The sequence below is a fragment of the Paenirhizobium cremeum genome (assembly GCF_047553425.1).
GTDB lineage: Bacteria > Pseudomonadota > Alphaproteobacteria > Rhizobiales > Rhizobiaceae > Allorhizobium > Allorhizobium cremeum.
This window is the reverse complement of record NZ_CP180217.1, coordinates 2140248-2156975: the sequence shown is the minus strand read 5'-3', so window position 1 is coordinate 2156975 and position 16728 is coordinate 2140248. Positions and strand designations below refer to the sequence as shown.

Sequence of the window (16728 nt, the reverse complement as noted above, 5' to 3'; positions counted from 1 at the left end):
GATCAGCGGAAGCTGTCGCGCAATGCCCGGATCATCAGCAGGGCGGAGAGCGCGCCGGCATCGGGCGGACGCCGACCGTTGACGAAGGTAGCATCGGCGCCATGGATCATCGCATTCGTCTCAATGCCGTCTTCGGCAGCCTCGAGCGCTGCGGCCAGACGGGCGGCGGTATCGTCGTTGTTCGCGGCGGCCTCCGCATAGGCGGCGGCCGCAACCTGCCAGATGTCGGCGATGTTTCTGGTTTCGCTTCCGACCTTGCCGTGGGACGCAATGCCGGCCGCCATTTCCTTGAACGCCTTGGCGAAGTCAGCTGCCGTCAGCGCTTTCTTGTGCATCGTGGCGGTTCCGGCGCGGCGAAACGCACTGGCGTAGAGCCGGGCCGACGCGGCGTCGAAGGTCATCAGGCTTTCGGCAACGATATCGAAGAGTTCGGCCGGCGTTGCCTCATCCGGTTCCAGCGTCGCAAGGTGGGTTTCGACACCGCAGAAGACGCGGGCCATGGTCTCGCCATGGTCACCGTCGCCATCGATGCAGTCGACGCGGGAAAGCATGCTACGGTTTTCCGTCATCGCCGCCGCGATCTCGGAAAAGGCCTCCAGCAGGGAGACGGTGGTGATTGCGGGAGCCGTCATGCCAACGCCTCCCCGATGATGGTGAGCTGTCGTTCGCACCTGTTTCTCATCCTGGCCCTTTCCGTACCCCTTTGACGGTCAAGGCAAGTAGACGGAATTTTCAGGTCCGGTTCAAGCCGTTATTGCAGTGCAGCAGCTACAGCCTTCAGTCCTGCAGGACCAGCAGGTCGCCGGAATCGATCCTCAGCGCCACCGTATCGCCGACAACCGGCGGGCTGACGCCCGGATCGTTGAACATGTCGAAGGAGATGGTGTTGCCGCCGACGTTCAGGCGGGTGCGGATGACCGAGCCGAGGAAGTGGCTCGACACGACCTGTCCGTGGAGGGTGGTATCGCTTTTGCGGCTGTCCGCCAGCGATCCGGCTTCCGGACGCATGGCGAGTTGCACCTTGCCGCCCGCTGCCGCCGAAACGGTGTCCCTGAGCTTCACTTCGGTGTCGCCGATTCGAACGCTGCCGGCCGCGGGATCGAGCACCGTCGCCTCGATGAGGTTGAGCGTGCCGACGAAGGAGGCGACGAAACGGGTAGCAGGCTTGTTGTAGATCTCGAAGGGCGTGCCGATCTGGTCGGCCCGCCCGGCATTCATGACCACCACACGGTCAGAGATAGAGAGAGCCTCTTCCTGGTCGTGGGTGACGAAGATAGTGGTGATGCCGAGCTTCTGCTGGATCTGGCGGATTTCCTCGCGCAGCGAAACGCGGATCTTGGCATCGAGCGCCGACAGCGGCTCGTCCAGCAACAGGACCTGCGGCTTCGGCGCCAGCGCGCGGGCAAGCGCCACGCGCTGCTGCTGGCCACCGGACATCTGGTAGGGATAGCGGTCTCCGAGATGGCCGAGATGGATGAGATCGAGCATCTCCTTCACTCGCTTTTCGATTTCCGCCTTCGGAATACCGGCGATCTTCAGGCCGAAGGCGACGTTCTCGAATACGTTCATGTTGGGAAAAAGCGCATAGGCCTGGAACACCATGCCGATATTGCGCTGGTTGGGTTTCAGGCTCGACTGATCGCGGCCGTTGATGACGATCGTGCCGCCGGTCGGCGTCTCGAAGCCCGCGACCATGCGCAGGATTGTCGTCTTGCCGCAGCCCGATGGGCCGAGGAAGGAGATGAATTCGCCCTTCTCGATCGCCATGTTGAAGTCGTGAACGACTTGCACCGGCCCGAAGGATTTCTGGATATTGGTCAGGGTCAGAAACGACATGGCGGTGTTCTCAGGCTGGACGTTGCGTTGTTTTCTGGAAACGTGAGACGAGCTGGATCAGGCCGAGGCATCCCCAGGTGATGCCGAAGGCGATCACGGCAAGCGCCGCCGGCTCGTAGGCGCGGTTTGCGCCGAGCAGCTGCATGTAGGGGCCGAAGGCCGGACGGTTGAGCAGGGCGGCCATGGTGAATTCGCCGATGACGATTGCGAATGTGAGGAACGCGCCCGACAGAACCGAAATCAGCACGTTCGGCAAGATGATGCGGAACAGGATGCGCGCCCAGCTCGCGCCGAGGCTCTGGGCAGCTTCCGTCAGCGTGCGAACGTCGATGGACTGCAGACCTGTATCGACGGCACGGTACATGTAAGGCAGCGACAGGGTCGCGTAGCCGAACATCAGAAGAATATTCGTTCCCATGAGCGAGCCGGTCAGCGGCAGCCAGCTCGACGTGTTGTAGAGCCGAATATAGCCGAAGACGATGACGATGGCCGGAATCACCAGCGGCAATAGTGTGATGAACTCGATGAAGGGGCGCATGCTCGGCATGCGCAGGCGCACCCAATAGGCCGTCGGCACGACAAGCAGGACGCCGAAGACGATCGTGACCAGCGCCATCGTCACAGAATAGGTGAAGGTTTCCTGGAAGCGCGGATCGCCCAAAACCTTGGCGTAGGCGTCGAACGAATATTCGCCGCGGCGCATCTTCAGCGAAAAATTCGTCATGCCGATCAGCGGCAGGGCGAAGTAGAGGAGGCCGAACAGCAAGGCCCCCCAGGCCCAGATCTTCTTCATTTCAGCCACCTTTCGCTGCGGGCGCGCAGCCAGATGTAGAGGGCGTTGGCGATGCCGGTGACAAAGATCATGCCGAAAGCAAGAGCATAGCCCAGATTGGGGTTGCCGAGAACGTCGCCGCGGATCTGGGCGAAGAGCAGGATTGGCACGATGTTGAGGGACGATCCCGTCAGCGCGATTGCGGTTGCCACGGCGCCGAAGGCGTTGGCGAAGAGCAGCGCCATGGTGCCGAGCAGCGAGGGCAGTAGGATCGGGAAGGCGACCATGCGCCAGTATTGCCCGTTCGTTGCGCCGAGGATGGAGGCCGCCTCCTTCCATTCCCGCTTCAATCCGTCGATCGCGGGCGTGATGATGAGGATCATCAGCGGGATCTGGAAGAACAGGTAGGTGATGGTCAGGCCCCAGAAGGACAGGATGTTGAAGCCGAGTGAGCGCAGGTCAATGCCGATCTGCGTGCGCAGGAAGACGGTGACGATGCCGACCGGGCCGAGCGTCGCCAGGAAGGCGAAGGCAAGCGGAACGCCGGCGAAGTTCGAGGCCACGCCGGAGAAGGTGAGGAGCGGTGCGCGGATGCCGGACGGCAGGCCGCCGAGGACGACGGCCGTGGCCATTGCAAAGCCGATCAGGCAACCGAGGAAAGCCGAGGCAAAGCTTATCTTGATGGAAATCCAGTAGGCCGACAAAATCGACGGCGTAAAAAGGTCTGCGATGTTCTGAAGGGTGAAGCTACCGTCCGGTGTCTGGAAGGCGCCGATGACGATCTTCATCGTCGGCAGGAGCAGGAACAGCGTCGCGAATATCAGAAAAGGTGCAACGCCCAGCCATTGTAGCGGGAGCCGATCGGCGATGCCGGCTTGCTTGCCGACGACCGGACTTTCGTTTGCCATCGATTTGTCCCCTGCCGCCCGTCATGCGCGGCTTTAGTTTTAGTGCTTTCAAGTCGTTTCATAAAAGGCAAAATCCGCCCCGGCCTCAAGACCGGGGCGGGTATTTCAATGGCAAAATTACTGCACGTTGGCGCCGACGACGCTGTCCCAGCCAGCGGTGACGGCAGCCTTGTTGGCATCGACTTCCTCAAGCGTCGGGAAGTAGGCCTTTTCATAGGATGCAGCCGGCGGCAGCTTGTCGAGCAGAGCCTGCGGGATCTTGCCAGCCTTCGACATGGCGTTGAAGCGGGCCGGGTGGCAGTAGCCGGCGAGCCATGCGGTCTGGCCTTCGTCGGAGTACAGGTATTCCATCCAGAGCTTGGCGGCGTTCGGATGCGGAGCGTAGGCCGAGATGCCCTGAACGTAGACGCCGGCAAGAACGCCGCTTTCCGGGACGACGACGTCGACCGGCGGGTTGCCGGCGAGCGTGTCCTTCCAGGACAGGGCGTTGTAGTCCCAGGCGACGACGATCGGGGTCGAACCCTGGGCGAGCGTGCCGGACTTGCCGATGACCGGAACGAAGTTGCCGGCCTTGTTGAGTTCGGCGAAGTACTTCAGACCGGCTTCGCCAGCTTCCTTGCCGGCCTTTGCGCCGGAAGCGAGACCAGCGGCGAGAACGCCGAGAATGGCCTGGTTGGAGGCGCGCGGGTCACCGGCGAGGGCGAACTGGCCGGCATAGTCGGCCTTCAGCAGGTCAGCCCAGTCCTTCGGGGTTTCCTTGACGATATCCTTGTTCACGATGAAGGACATGACACCGTAGTAGTCGCCGTACCAGTAGCCTTCGGCGTCCTTGATGTTGTCCGGGATTTCGTCCCAGGTGGAGACCTTGTAAGGCTGCAGCAGGCCTTCGGCCTTTGCCTGCGGACCGAAGGCGAGACCGACGTCGATGACGTCAGGAGCCTGCGGGCCTTTGTTGTCCTTGTTGGCCTTGATGGCTTCAAGTTCGTCAGCGGAGCCGGCATCCGGGTTCAGTTCATTGACCGAGATTTCCGGATACTTCTTCTTGAAACCCTCGATCACGGAGCCATAGCCGCACCAGTCGTGGGGCAGGGCGATCGTGGTGAGCATGCCTTCCTTCTTGGCAGCCTCGATCAGCTCGGCGCTCGGTTCGGCGTAAGCGACGGCGGAGGACGCGACGACAATGGCGGTCGTCAGCGACAGCATGCGGCGGAAATTCGTAATCACTGAAGTTCTCCTTGGTTGGTTATACAGCGATGCGGGACAGATATTCGGCTTGCATGATAAGAATGTGACATTTTCGGTGGAGCCGTTAGCCGGCTCCCGGCTTTCTCGTTCCGTTTGGTCTCCTCCCTTGCATTTTAGGTGTCGTACTAGCGGGGTTTGCGGAACAGGCGGGCCTGTTCGAACAGTCCTTCCAGCGTATTAATGCGCTCACGGGTCTCCGCCCATGACGAACTCTGAACAGCCTCGATCAGGGCTTCCACGACAAACAATGTGACAACGGACGAATCCCAGGCGGAGGGCGCTTCCACCGCCACCTTGAAACAGTGTCGGGCGTATTTGGAGACCGGTGAACTCCAGACATCGGTGAACAGGATGATCTCGACGCCGCTCGTTTTGGCGACCTGCGCCAGCGTCGCCATGTCTGCCTCGTAGCGGCGGATATCGAAGATCACCAGCACGTCGCCGGGATTCATGTTGAGCACGTGCTGCGGCCAGGCGCTGGTGTTCGACGACATCAGCGTTGTCTTCGGCCGGATGACCTGCATATGGGTGAAGAAGTACTCGGCAAGCGCACCGGTGATGCGTCCTCCGACGAAATAAAGGCTTCGGCGCTGGTCGGAGAGGAGGCGGGCAGCTTCATCGAAGGACGCCGTGTCCAGTTCGCCGAGGCTTTGGCGCATGTTGTTCATCACCGCTTCCGCAAAGCGGTTGAGGATATGGGTTCCCGGTGCGTTGGAAGCCCAGCGGTCGTGTTTTGCGATCGGGTTCGATAGTGTGGCTTCGAGTTCCTGATGCAGGTGGGACTGGAATTCGGCATAACCCCTGTAGCCCAGCTTCTGTACCATGCGGGCGACGGTGGGCGTCGAAACACCGGCATTGTCGGCGACTGTGGTGATGCTGCCGAGGCCGGAGACGGGATAATTGTCCAGCAGGCTTTCGGCCAATTGCCGTTCTGCGCGCGTCAGATCCTCGAAACGCGCCTGTATGACGTCCGCAACTCTCTTCGAAGCGTTCGGCAATGATCGTCCTTTTCCCCTCGGGCCGATCTTCTGCCGGCCTCGCCCAAAATTTATCCCCTGCACGACCCCGCGTGTCAATGCAGGGGATGAAGAGAAATTTTCAGAGGCGGATTGACAGTCTCGCAATCGTGAAGAATTCTCTTCTCAACGATGAGGACCATGAAGGTCCGGGGGAACTCGCATGCTCTTGAGGTCGGATATCCTTACGGCAGCAGAAGGCGAAGCCGTCGGCGTCGACAATCCGCAAGGAGCGGGGGTCGCACTTCTCGTCTGCGAGCATGCTTCGCGAAGGCTGCCGGCGAGCGTCGGCGATCTCGGACTGGATGAGCAGGCGCTTTCCAGCCACATTGCGTGGGACCCCGGCGCTTTGGCGGTGGCGCGAGCCCTTGCCGCACATCTCGATGCAACGCTCGTCCACCAACGCTTCTCCCGGCTCGTTTACGATTGCAATCGTCCTCCGGAAGCTCCGGCCGCCATGCCGGAGGTGAGCGAGATCTACGAAATTCCCGGCAACCGGGATCTGTCTCCGGCGGAGCGTTACGCCCGCACGGCCGCTCTCTACGTGCCGTTTCACGACCGGATCGCGGCGATCATTGCCGACCGGACGGCGGGAGGGCGGCAGACGGTTCTGGTGACGGTGCACAGTTTCACGCCGGTCTATCTCGGCAAGCCGCGCGCGGTCGAGATCGGCATTCTCCACGATACGGACCGCCGGCTGGCCGATGCCATGCTGGCGGCGGCGGAAGGCGGTCCCTTCCGCGTCGAAAGGAACTCGCCGTACGGTCCCGAGGACGGCGTTACCCATACTCTGAGGCTGCACGGGCTTCCGCACGGGCACCTCAACGTGATGATCGAGGTTCGAAACGACCTGATCGCAGATACAGTCGGCCAAGGGGTTATGGCCGACTATCTGGCTGGACTGATCCGCGCGGCGATCAGCACATGCCAGCAATAAGAAATGACCCCGGGGAGCAGGTGATCTGCAAACCAGCCATCGAAACGGTCGATGGCGAGACCAACGGAATTGTCCGCAATCCCGCGGATGATCGGTTAATTGGGGGACGTCATGTCTGATTATACCGAGCAGGATAAAAAACACGACATACACATATTGCACTCCATGGGCTACGCCCAGGAACTCGAGCGTCGCATGAGTTCGTTCTCGAACTTTGCGATCTCCTTTTCGATCATCTGCATCCTGTCGGGCGGCATCAACTCGCTCGGACAGGCGACCTCGGGAGCGGGCGGCGCTGCCATCGGCCTCGGCTGGCCGCTGGGGTGCCTGATTTCGGGTCTGTTCGCCCTGGGGCTTGCCCAGATCGGCTCGGCCTATCCCACGGCGGGAGGGCTCTATCACTGGGGCTCGATCCTCGGTAACCGGTTCACCGGCTGGCTGGCTGCCTGGCTCAACCTGCTCGGCCTCGTCACGGTTCTCGGCGCCATCAATGTCGGCACCTTCTACTTCTTCTTCGGCGCTTTCGGCTCCTATATCGGCCTGGAGGACACGCTGACGCACCGCGTCGTCTTCGTGGCGCTGATTACCGGCCTGCAGGCGCTCATCAACCATTTCGGTATCGGTCTGACCGCGAAGCTCACCGACTTTTCGGGCTATCTGATCTTCGCCACCGCCATCCTCCTGACGGTCGTGTGCCTGATTTCTGCGCCGAGCTATGAAATCGGCCGGCTCTTCACCTTCGCCAACTACACCGGAACGGAAGGCGCCTCGCTGGTCTGGCCGACCGCGGTTTCCGGCACCATGGCGTTCCTGCTCGGGCTGCTGCTGCCGATCTACACCATCACCGGCTATGACGCCTCGGCCCATACGTCCGAGGAGACTGTCAAGGCCGCTCATTCCGTGCCCAAGGGCATGGTCAGCTCGGTCATCTGGTCGGCCTTGTTCGGCTATATCATGCTGTGCTCGTTCGTTCTGATGATCCCGAACATGGACGATGCCGCCAAGCAGGGCTGGAACGTGTTCTTCTGGGCAATGGATGCGCAGGTCAATCCGACGATGAAGGAGATACTGTACTTCCTCATCTTCGTGTCACAATTCCTGTGCGGCCTCGCGACGGTGACCTCGCTGTCCCGCATGATCTTCGCGTTTTCGCGTGACAAGGGTCTGCCCGGTTCCGCGGCGCTTTCGAAGGTGAGCCCGAAATACCGCACCCCGGTTGCCGCCATCTGGACCGGCTCAATTCTCGCGGTGCTGTTCGTCTGGTTCACCTCGGCGATCACCATTGCCGGAACGCCGGCCTATTCGATCGTGGTGTCGTGCACGGTCATCTTCCTCTTCCTTTCCTTCGCTTTGCCGATCGCGCTCGGTTTCGTGGCAATCGGCACGCCGAAGTGGTCGAAGATGGGGCCGTGGAGCATGGGTATCGGCGGCTACCGACTGGTCTCCGTGCTTGTCATCGTATCGATGGCGGTGATCTTCTACATCGGCATCCAGCCGCCGAACGACTGGGCGTTGCCGATCACCGTGGGCTTCCTCGTGCTGACGGCGATCGTGTGGCTGGCTTTCGAAAACAAGCGTTTCAAGGGCCCGCCGATCGGCGAGGAAGTCGCTCGCCGGCAGGCACAGATTGCCGCTGCGGAAAAGGCCGTCGGCGAAGTTGCCTGAGCCAACGTGCCGCAGTTGAGATACGGCCCGGAGCAGTCAATCTGTTCCGGGCCGCAGAATGAGACCAGAATCGGATTCGGCGTAGAGATCGCCGATGTGAGACGTATCTTCACCTTGTAGGCGGTCAACATGAGCATGAATTATACATTCGACGATTTGAAAAAAGATGTCGCCGACGGTCGCATCGACACGGTGCTGGCGTGCCAGGTCGACATGCAGGGCCGCCTGATGGGCAAGCGCTTCCAGGCGGAGTATTTCATCGAGAGCGCCTATAAGGAAACCCACAGCTGCAACTATCTGCTTGCGACCGACATGGAGATGGAGACCGTCCCCGGCTACAAATCCACGAGTTGGGAAAAGGGCTATGGCGACTACACCATGAAGCCCGATCTCTCGACGCTCCGGCGCGTTCCGTGGCTCGAAGGTACGGCGCTCGTGCTGTGCGACGTGCTTGACCATCACACCCATGACGAAGTGCCCCATTCTCCCCGCGCCATCCTGAAGAAGCAGGTCGCCCGCCTGGAGGCCATGGGCATGAAGGCCTATATGGCGAGCGAACTCGAATTCTTCCTGTTCGACCAGACCTATGACGATGCGCGGATGTCCGGTTATCGCGACCTGCAGCTCGCCTCGGGTTACAATGAGGATTACCATATCTTCCAGACGACCAAGGAAGAAGACGTGATGCGGGCGATCCGCAAGGGCCTGCAGGGCGCAGGCATTCCCGTCGAGAATTCCAAGGGCGAGGCGTCCGCCGGGCAGGAGGAAATCAACGTCCGCTACGCCGACGCGCTGACCATGGCCGACCGTCATGCGATCATCAAGAATGCCTGCAAGGAAATCGCCTGGTCGCGCGGCAAGGCGATCACCTTCCTCGCCAAGTGGCATTACAATGCCGCGGGCTCCTCATCCCACATCCATCAGTCGCTGTGGACGTCCGACGGCAAGACCCCGCTGTTCTTCGACGAAAACGGCGAACACGGCATGTCGTCCACGATGAAGCACTACATGGCCGGTCTTCTCGCCCATGCGAGCGAGATCACCTATTTCCTCGCGCCCTACATCAATTCCTACAAGCGCTTCATGGCCGGCACTTTCGCGCCGACCAAGGCGATCTGGTCCAAGGACAACCGCACGGCCGGCTACCGGCTCTGCGGCGAGGACACCAAGGCGATCCGCGTCGAATGCCGCGTCGGCGGCTCGGATCTCAATCCCTATCTCGCCATGGCGGCCCTGCTTGCGGCTGGCATCGACGGGATCGAAAAGAGGATGGAACTGGAGCCGGCCTTCACCGGCGATGCCTACGGCGCGCAGGGCGTTCGCGAGATCCCGCGGACGCTGAGGGCTGCGACCGCAGCGCTTTCCGGCTCGGCTATGCTGCGGGCCGCCTTTGGTGACGCCGTGGTCGATCACTATGTCCGCGCTGCTGAATGGGAACAGGAAGAATACGACCGCAAGGTAACCGACTGGGAGGTGGCCAGAGGGTTCGAGAGGGCCTGACGTTCGTTTTTCCTCCGGCGGAGCGTCTTTGTCGGATGTCTTCGACAGGTAGCAGGCATATTCCTTTCGGAAGATTTCTGTGCCGGCCAAACCGCAATAGAATACGAACATGTCCCTGTGGAATCGATGAGGAACAGGGGGCAGGGCAGTCCCGGGCACTCGATCCCGTACCGCGGTCCGGCGGTCGGGATCGATCAGCGTTGAGCGGCTGCGCCATCTTGGCCAATGGCGCGGCGGGCAAGGTCAGGCTACTGGCCTCAAGGGCTTTCAAGGAGCAATGGAATGACAATGATTCAATGCATTTCGCCGGTCGATGGCTCGGTGTTCGCCGAGCGCGAGGCCATGTCGCTGGAGGCGGCAAAGGCTGCCGTGGAACGGGCGCGCAAGGCCCAAAAGGCCTGGGCGCGCCGCCCGCTGGAAGAGCGGGTGCAACTCGTCCTCAAGGGCGTTGCCCGGCTGAACGAGATGTCGGACGAAGTCGTGCCGGAACTGGCCTGGATGATGGGGCGTCCGGTGCGTTACGGCGGCGAATACAAGGGGTTCAACGAACGGTCGAACTATGTCGCCTCCATTGCGGCCGATGCGCTTGCTCCGCTCGTGATCGAGGAAAGCAGCACCTTCGAGCGTCGCATCGAGCGCGAACCGCACGGCGTCGTTTTCGTTATCGCGCCGTGGAACTATCCCTACATGACGGCGATCAACACCGTCGCCCCGGCGCTGATGGCCGGCAACACTGTCGTCATCAAGCACGCCACGCAGACGCTCCTCGTCGGCGAACGACTGGTCAGGGCTTTCGTCGAGGCCGGCGTTCCGGATGACGTCTTCGTCAACCTGTTCCTCGACCATGCGACGACTTCGGCGCTGATCGCGACCGGCAGCTTCAACTTCATCAACTTCACCGGTTCCGTCGAAGGCGGACGCTCCATCGAGCGCGCCGCCGCCTCCACCTTCGCGGGCCTCGGCCTCGAGCTCGGAGGCAAGGATCCGGGCTATGTGATGGAGGACGCCGACCTTGACGCCGCTGTCGACACGCTGATGGACGGCGCGACCTACAATTCCGGTCAGTGCTGCTGCGGTATCGAGCGCATCTACGTGCACGAGAGCCTGTACGACGCATTCGTCGAAAAGTCGGTCGCCTGGGTGTCGAACTACAAGCTCGGCAACCCGCTCGATACGGAAACGACGCTCGGCCCGATGGCGCATCGCCGGTTTGCCGCCCATGTGCGTGAACAGATCGCCGAGGCCGTCGCCAGGGGCGCCAAGGCGCTCGTCGATCCGAAGCTCTTTCCGCAGGACGATGGCCACGCCTACCTGATGCCGCAGGTTCTGGTCGATGTGGACCATTCCATGTCGTTCATGCGGGAGGAAACCTTCGGCCCGGCTGTCGGCATCATGAAGGTCAAGAACGACGAGGAAGCGCTGTCGCTGATGAACGACAGCAAGTACGGCCTCACCGCCTCGCTGTGGACGCAGGACCCCGAACGGGCGGGGCGTCTCGGGCGCGAAATCGAAACCGGCACCGTCTTCATGAACCGCGCCGATTATCTCGATCCGGCCCTGTGCTGGACGGGCGTCAAGGAAACCGGCCGCGGCGGCTCGCTCTCTGTGCTCGGCTTCCACAATCTTACCCGTCCGAAATCCTACCACCTCAAGAAAGTCACGAAATGAACATCGTCGCAAACTGGAGCTATCCCACCGCCATCAAGATGGGCCGCGGCCGGATCAAGGAACTGGCCGACGCCTGCAAGTCGCTCGGCATGAAGAAGCCGCTCCTGATTACCGACCGGGGGCTGGCCTCGATGCAGATCACGCAGGCCGCACTGGACGTGATGGCCGAGGGCGGTCTTGGCCGGGCGATCTTCGCAGACGTCGACCCGAACCCGAACGAGATTAACCTGGAGGCCGGCATCAAGGCCTTCAAGGACGGCGGCCATGACGGCGTCGTCGCCTTCGGCGGCGGTTCCGGCCTCGACCTCGCCAAGTGCGTCGCCTTCATGGTTGGCCAGACGCGGCCGGTCTGGGATTTCGAGGATATCGGCGACTGGTGGACCCGCGCCAATGTCGAGGGCATCGCGCCGATCGTCGCCGTGCCGACGACCGCCGGCACCGGGTCGGAAGTCGGCCGCGCATCGGTCATCACCAATTCGAAGACCCATGTAAAGAAGATCATCTTCCATCCGAAGTTCCTGCCGGGCGTCGTTATCTGCGACCCGGAACTGACCGTCGGCATGCCGAAGGCGATCACGGCCGGCACCGGCATGGATGCGCTCGCCCATTGCCTGGAAGCCTATTCCTCGCCCTTCTATCATCCGATGAGCCAGGGCATTGCGCTGGAGGGCATGCGTCTCGTGAAGGAATTCCTGCCGCGCGCCTTCCATGACGGTACGGATATCGAGGCACGCACCAACATGATGTCGGCGGCAGCGATGGGCGCCGTCTCGTTCCAGAAGGGCCTCGGCGCGATCCACGCAATTTCGCATCCGATCGGCGCCATCTACAACACCCATCACGGCATGACCAACGCCGTGGTCATGCCGGCCGTGCTGCGCTTCAACCGCTCCGCCATCGAAGGCAAGATCGCTGCCGCCGCCGCCTATCTCGGCATCGAAGGCGGTTTCGACGGTTTCTACAACTGGGTGCTCAAGCTGCGCGCCGAACTCGGCGTTCCGGAAACCCTTGGCGCCCTCGGCCTCGACAAGAGCCGGATCGACGAGATGTCGGCCATGGCGATTGAGGATCCGAGCGCCGGCGGCAATCCGGTCAAGATGACGCTGGAAAACACCAAGGCGCTGTACGAAGACTGCTTCTGATCGAAACGACGAGAGATCTGAACGATGGCCCGGCTTTGACCAAGCCGGGCCATCGTCGTTCGGGCCAGCGGGGAGGGAGATGCCGGCGGACCGGACGGGAACATGGCCAGGCCCGCCGATCTGAAAGCCGGTCGCGTTTGGCGGGAAAATATCGGGGCATGCCTGCCATTGCGCGGCTAAGTGCGGCTTCGGAATACCCGTTGTTTTTCATCGTGTTTTGCGCGCGTCCTCCCATTTTTGGGGAGGGTGCATGCGGGTTTATTTGCTCTTTCTTAACCATGATGGCGAATAATTTGCGGACCGCCTCGATGAACAGGAGGCGACCGCAGGAGCTGATGATTGGCTCGGTTCACAGCTTCAGGGATCAAGCATGCCAGTCATCTCGTTTGCCAATGCCAAAGGCGGTGCCGGCAAGACCACCGCAGCCCTTCTTCTCACAACCGAGCTTGCCCACCAGGGTTATCGCGTCGCGATCCTCGATGCGGACCCGCAGCGCTGGATTACCCAGTGGCATGAGCTTTCCGGCCCCCAGCACAATATCGAGGTCATCTCGGAGGTCTCAGTCGCCTCCATTCAGGGGCATATTCGCGAACTGGCTCGCACGGCCGATTACACGATCATCGACCTTGCCGGTGCCCGGGACGCCATCGTCACGACCGCGATCGGGCTTTCCGATCACGTGATGATCCCCGTACAGGGCTGTGCGATGGATGCGCGCGGCGGAGCGCAGATCCTCGACCTCATCAAGCTGATGGAGGAGACCGGCCGGCTGAAGATTGCCCATTCCGTCGTCCTGACCCGCGTGACCTCCATGGTGACCACGCGGGCCCTGCTCACCATCAAGGGCCTGCTGGCCGCGCGGGGCGTCAATGTCATCAATACGCCGATTGCCGAGCGTAGCGCTTACCGGGAAATCTTCGACTGTGGCGGCACGCTGTATTCGATGGATGCAGCGAAGATCAGCAATCTCGACCGTGCTCGCGAAAATGCCCGCGCATTTGCCGGTGAAGTCATGCAATTGCTCCCGGTCCGCATCGTGCGCACCCAGCAGTCGCGCCGCCTGTTCAAGGTCGTTCGCAGCGCGGCCTGAGATCCTCGCTCCTCCCAAGCAGCGATAACGAAAAGAGCCGCCGGATGGATGTCCCGCGGCTCTTTTTGCATGTCGATTTCTGTATTTCAGCGGACGGCTTCGCTTGGCTCAGTCGATGAACTCGACCGTCACCCCCGGCTTGGTCATCTTGGCGAGTTCCGTCGCATCCCAGTTCGAAAGGCGGATGCAGCCATGGCTCTGGGTGCGGCCGATCTTCGACGGTTCCGGCGTGCCGTGAATGCCGTAAGTGGGGCGGGAGAGCGCCATCCAGACCGTGCCGACAGGACCGTTCGGGCCGGGCGGGATCGAGAGAATCTTGTCGTTCGCTCCCTGCTGGAAATTGATCTTCGGATTGTAGGTATAGCCGGGGTCGAAGGCGATACGCTCCACCGTCACCGTGCCGGAGGGCGACGGTGTATCGGCCGAACCGATGCTGGCCGGATAGGCGGCGATCAGCGAGCCGTCGGCGGCATAGGCGAAGACCTGCTTCAGGCCCTTGTCGGCGACGATCCTTGCCACCTGACCCTGCTTCGGCTTGCCGGGGTCGACGACCTTGATGATCGTGCCCGGAATGGTGAAGTCGACACCCGGATTGAGTGCCTTCAGATAGGCCTCGTCCATGTGGAACTTCTCCGCCAGCATTTCGGTGGTGGACGTGAAGGAGAGGGCCGGCAACTGGGCCTTCTGGCTATAATCTTCCGGGATCGAAGCGACATAAGGGCCGGCTGCATCGCCGGGCGTGATCGTATAGGAGATGATCGCCAGGCCGCCTGAAAGCCGCAGGCGCTCGAGGATGTCTTCGGCATTGTTCGGGTCGAGCGTCTCGCCGGTCATCTGCTGATAGGCCACCAGCGCCTTGTTGACGTTCTGGCCCATCTTGCCGTCGATGACGCCGGGGGAAATCCCCTCGCGGTCGAGGAAGGTCTGAAGTGCAGTGATTTCAAGCTGCGAGAGATTGCTCTTCACCGGGATATCCGGGGTCACGGTGCGCGGTGCGGCCTGCTCGGCGGGCGGCGCCATGTCGGGGCCGCCATAGGGCATGTCCTCTGCCGGCTCGTCGAGCGGCTGGCGATCGATGGTTTCAGGGCCGGGGATGGCACCCGTGACGACCTGGTCGTCGTTCCATCCGCGCGGCTGCGGCGGATAGTTTTCGTAGACGGTTTCGGGATAGCCGCGCGGAACATTGCGCGGGAAATAGCTTTCGGCCGGAACTTCCGTGGCGATCAGGTTGCCATAGTGGTCGAACAGGACGCGGCGGCCCATGCGGTCGCGGCTGATGACGACTTCATTCTGTTCGGGCGTGTAGCCGAGGATATCGCCTTCCGGCGTGACGAGGATGGTCGAACTCGGGCGATAACCATAGGGATCGCGCGCGAAGGCGGGCGCGGTCAGGAAGGCCGGGATCATTGCCACGGACGCAAGTAACAGGCCGGCTTTCTTCATCTCGCTCACGATTCGAATTCCTTGTTTCCAACGGGAAGAACGCGACAAATTTGACACTAATGTGGAAAAGGTGAATTCATGGTGAAGAATGGCTTAAAATCCATTTTCGAGGAGAGTCGGTTTGTCGGGAGAGAGGATCGGACGACCGGCTAGTTTTTATCTCGTCGTGGGGGGACGATGCGAAATCATTTCGGTATCGAGAGTTTTTTGCCGTATCGGCTGAATCGTGCCGCCGAGCGGCTCAGCAGCCATTTCATGCGCCAATGTCATGTCGGCGGCGAGATTTCCTGGACGGAGTGGCAGGTGCTCTGGTCGCTTGGCGAAGGGCTGCACGAAACGGCAAAGGCGATTTCCGGATATGCCGGCCTGACGAAGACCAAGGTCAGCCGGGCGGTGAAGGCGCTGGAGGATCGCAACTGGCTCGGGCGCCAGCGCGATTCGGTCGACCGGCGTTTCGAGATCCTGTCGCTCACCGAGAGCGGCCATGCCGCTTACCTGGAACTGAAGCGCTGCGCCGCAGACTACCAGCACTGGCTTGAAGGGGCGGTGGATTTGCCGTACCTCAGGGCGCTCGATGACGGACTGTCCGGCATCGAGGATGCAATGGCGACGGGACATCTGCGCATGCCGTCGCCGGCCGACGAGGATGACGGGCATTGATGGAATTCAGCAGCGGCAAGGGGCCGAAGCTTTCACTTGACGAGGGATCGGTATTCGATATCGGCTCCTGCGTGGTCGACGGGGTCGATCTTGCGCCCGGCCGGGCCATTCCCGACGATGGTGATCTGCGCATCGACCATTCGCTCGAAGGGTTTCTTTTCACCTGTGGTCCCGACCATATCCGCCATCCGGAACCGGTGCCCGGTCTGGCTGGCGCCCGATTTCCCCTGCATGGCTCGTTCTCGTCGCATCCGGCTGAGATCGTTTCGTTCTCTTCTGACGAGGAGAATGCCGAGGCCCGCGCGATTGTCGATGCAAGGCTGGCCGATGGCGGCAGCGCCCGGCTCGAACGCCATTGGCGAATCGATGGGGTAACCGGCGAGGTCAGGCTTTCCGACCGTGTCACCAATACCGGCCCCAGCCCGTTTCCGGCCATGCTGATGTACCACATGAATATCGGCGCCCGGCTGTTCGACGATGGCGTCAGGCTTGAAGGGGCCATGCTGGAAAAAGGCGGCTTCCCCTGGGCATTCGGCGAGGGGGATGGTGGAGTCTTCTGCGTTCCCGCCGGCGAAGAGGATTGGGCGGAAGTCCGGCTCGGACCCATCGCGGCCATCGGCGGCAAGACGCTTCGGGTCCGCTTCCTGACCGATAGCCTGCCCTTCCTGCAGATCTGGCGCAATCAGGCCGCTCCCGCCCATGTGCTGGGGATCGAGCCGGTTTCCCACCGCTGGGAGCCGCGCGCGGAACTCGCGAAGCGTGGCGAACTCGTTGCGCTTTCCCCCGGCGACAGCCGCGAATACCTCCTGACTTTCTCCTTCGTTTGAGCCGGCTTCGACACAACTT

Annotated in this window: 15 protein-coding genes; 8 read left to right on the top strand and 7 right to left on the bottom strand. The window is 61.7% G+C overall.

Annotated features, from left to right (window positions below):
- Window positions 1-2: 2 nt before the first annotated feature.
- The 6 genes from ACLBKR_RS10715 to ACLBKR_RS10690 form a co-directional block, all read right to left on the bottom strand.
- Window positions 3-632 carry a DAK2 domain-containing protein gene (locus ACLBKR_RS10715; protein ID WP_113447252.1) on the bottom strand — a complete coding sequence of 210 codons (630 nt, stop codon included), beginning with the start codon at window positions 630-632 and terminating at the stop codon, window positions 3-5.
- A 145-nt stretch (window positions 633-777) separates the two neighbouring features.
- Window positions 778-1836: an ABC transporter ATP-binding protein gene (locus tag ACLBKR_RS10710; protein ID WP_113339090.1), complete on the bottom strand. Its 1059-nt coding sequence runs from the start codon at window positions 1834-1836 to the stop codon at window positions 778-780.
- A 10-nt stretch (window positions 1837-1846) separates the two neighbouring features.
- Window positions 1847-2629 (bottom strand): ABC transporter permease, encoded by a 783-nt coding sequence (locus ACLBKR_RS10705; RefSeq protein ID WP_113447253.1) that lies wholly within the window; start codon window positions 2627-2629, stop codon window positions 1847-1849.
- Complete coding sequence (locus tag ACLBKR_RS10700) at window positions 2626-3516, bottom strand: ABC transporter permease (RefSeq protein ID WP_112827979.1); 891 nt, start codon at window positions 3514-3516, stop codon at window positions 2626-2628. Before ACLBKR_RS10700 ends, ACLBKR_RS10705 begins: the two co-directional genes overlap by 4 nt.
- A 117-nt stretch (window positions 3517-3633) precedes the next feature.
- Window positions 3634-4740, bottom strand: coding sequence for an ABC transporter substrate-binding protein (locus ACLBKR_RS10695; protein WP_113339088.1), 1107 nt, complete (start codon window positions 4738-4740; stop codon window positions 3634-3636).
- A gap of 146 nt (window positions 4741-4886) precedes the next feature.
- Window positions 4887-5759, bottom strand: a complete 873-nt coding sequence (locus tag ACLBKR_RS10690; RefSeq protein ID WP_113339087.1) for a MurR/RpiR family transcriptional regulator — start codon at window positions 5757-5759, stop codon at window positions 4887-4889.
- A gap of 181 nt (window positions 5760-5940) precedes the next feature.
- Between ACLBKR_RS10690 and ACLBKR_RS10685 the strand changes: the two genes are divergently transcribed.
- The 6 genes from ACLBKR_RS10685 to ACLBKR_RS10660 all read left to right on the top strand — a co-directional run bounded on the left by ACLBKR_RS10685 (window position 5941) and on the right by ACLBKR_RS10660 (window position 13779).
- Window positions 5941-6714 (top strand): N-formylglutamate amidohydrolase, encoded by a 774-nt coding sequence (locus ACLBKR_RS10685; RefSeq protein ID WP_113447254.1) that lies wholly within the window; start codon window positions 5941-5943, stop codon window positions 6712-6714.
- A 111-nt stretch (window positions 6715-6825) separates the two neighbouring features.
- The gene (locus ACLBKR_RS10680) at window positions 6826-8379 is read left to right on the top strand and encodes an amino acid permease (RefSeq protein ID WP_113447255.1); all 1554 of its coding nucleotides are present in this window, start codon (window positions 6826-6828) and stop codon (window positions 8377-8379) included.
- 135 nt (window positions 8380-8514) lie between these two features.
- Entirely contained in the window at window positions 8515-9879 is a 1365-nt protein-coding gene (locus ACLBKR_RS10675; protein ID WP_112827984.1) for a glutamine synthetase family protein, read from the top strand.
- 282 nt (window positions 9880-10161) lie between these two features.
- A complete protein-coding gene (locus ACLBKR_RS10670) occupies window positions 10162-11547 on the top strand; it encodes an aldehyde dehydrogenase family protein (protein WP_113486926.1) in 1386 nt (461 codons plus the stop codon).
- Window positions 11544-12689, top strand: coding sequence for an iron-containing alcohol dehydrogenase (locus ACLBKR_RS10665; RefSeq protein WP_113339084.1), 1146 nt, complete (start codon window positions 11544-11546; stop codon window positions 12687-12689). Before ACLBKR_RS10670 ends, ACLBKR_RS10665 begins: the two co-directional genes overlap by 4 nt.
- A 370-nt stretch (window positions 12690-13059) precedes the next feature.
- Window positions 13060-13779 carry an AAA family ATPase gene (locus tag ACLBKR_RS10660; RefSeq protein WP_414899310.1) on the top strand — a complete coding sequence of 240 codons (720 nt, stop codon included), beginning with the start codon at window positions 13060-13062 and terminating at the stop codon, window positions 13777-13779.
- A 108-nt stretch (window positions 13780-13887) separates the two neighbouring features.
- On the opposite strand, the gene ACLBKR_RS10655 is transcribed toward ACLBKR_RS10660, so the two are convergent.
- Window positions 13888-15222 carry a L,D-transpeptidase gene (locus ACLBKR_RS10655; protein ID WP_162757761.1) on the bottom strand — a complete coding sequence of 445 codons (1335 nt, stop codon included), beginning with the start codon at window positions 15220-15222 and terminating at the stop codon, window positions 13888-13890.
- Window positions 15223-15477: 255 nt separating this feature from the next.
- Here ACLBKR_RS10655 and ACLBKR_RS10650 point away from each other — a divergent pair, with 255 nt between their 5' ends.
- Together ACLBKR_RS10650 and ACLBKR_RS10645 are read left to right on the top strand one after the other, a co-directional pair.
- Window positions 15478-15882, top strand: a complete 405-nt coding sequence (locus ACLBKR_RS10650; protein ID WP_414899309.1) for a MarR family winged helix-turn-helix transcriptional regulator — start codon at window positions 15478-15480, stop codon at window positions 15880-15882.
- Entirely contained in the window at window positions 15879-16709 is an 831-nt protein-coding gene (locus ACLBKR_RS10645) for an aldose 1-epimerase family protein (RefSeq protein ID WP_112827990.1), read from the top strand. The genes ACLBKR_RS10650 and ACLBKR_RS10645 overlap by 4 nt, the downstream gene beginning before the upstream one ends.
- Window positions 16710-16728 lie beyond the last annotated feature (19 nt).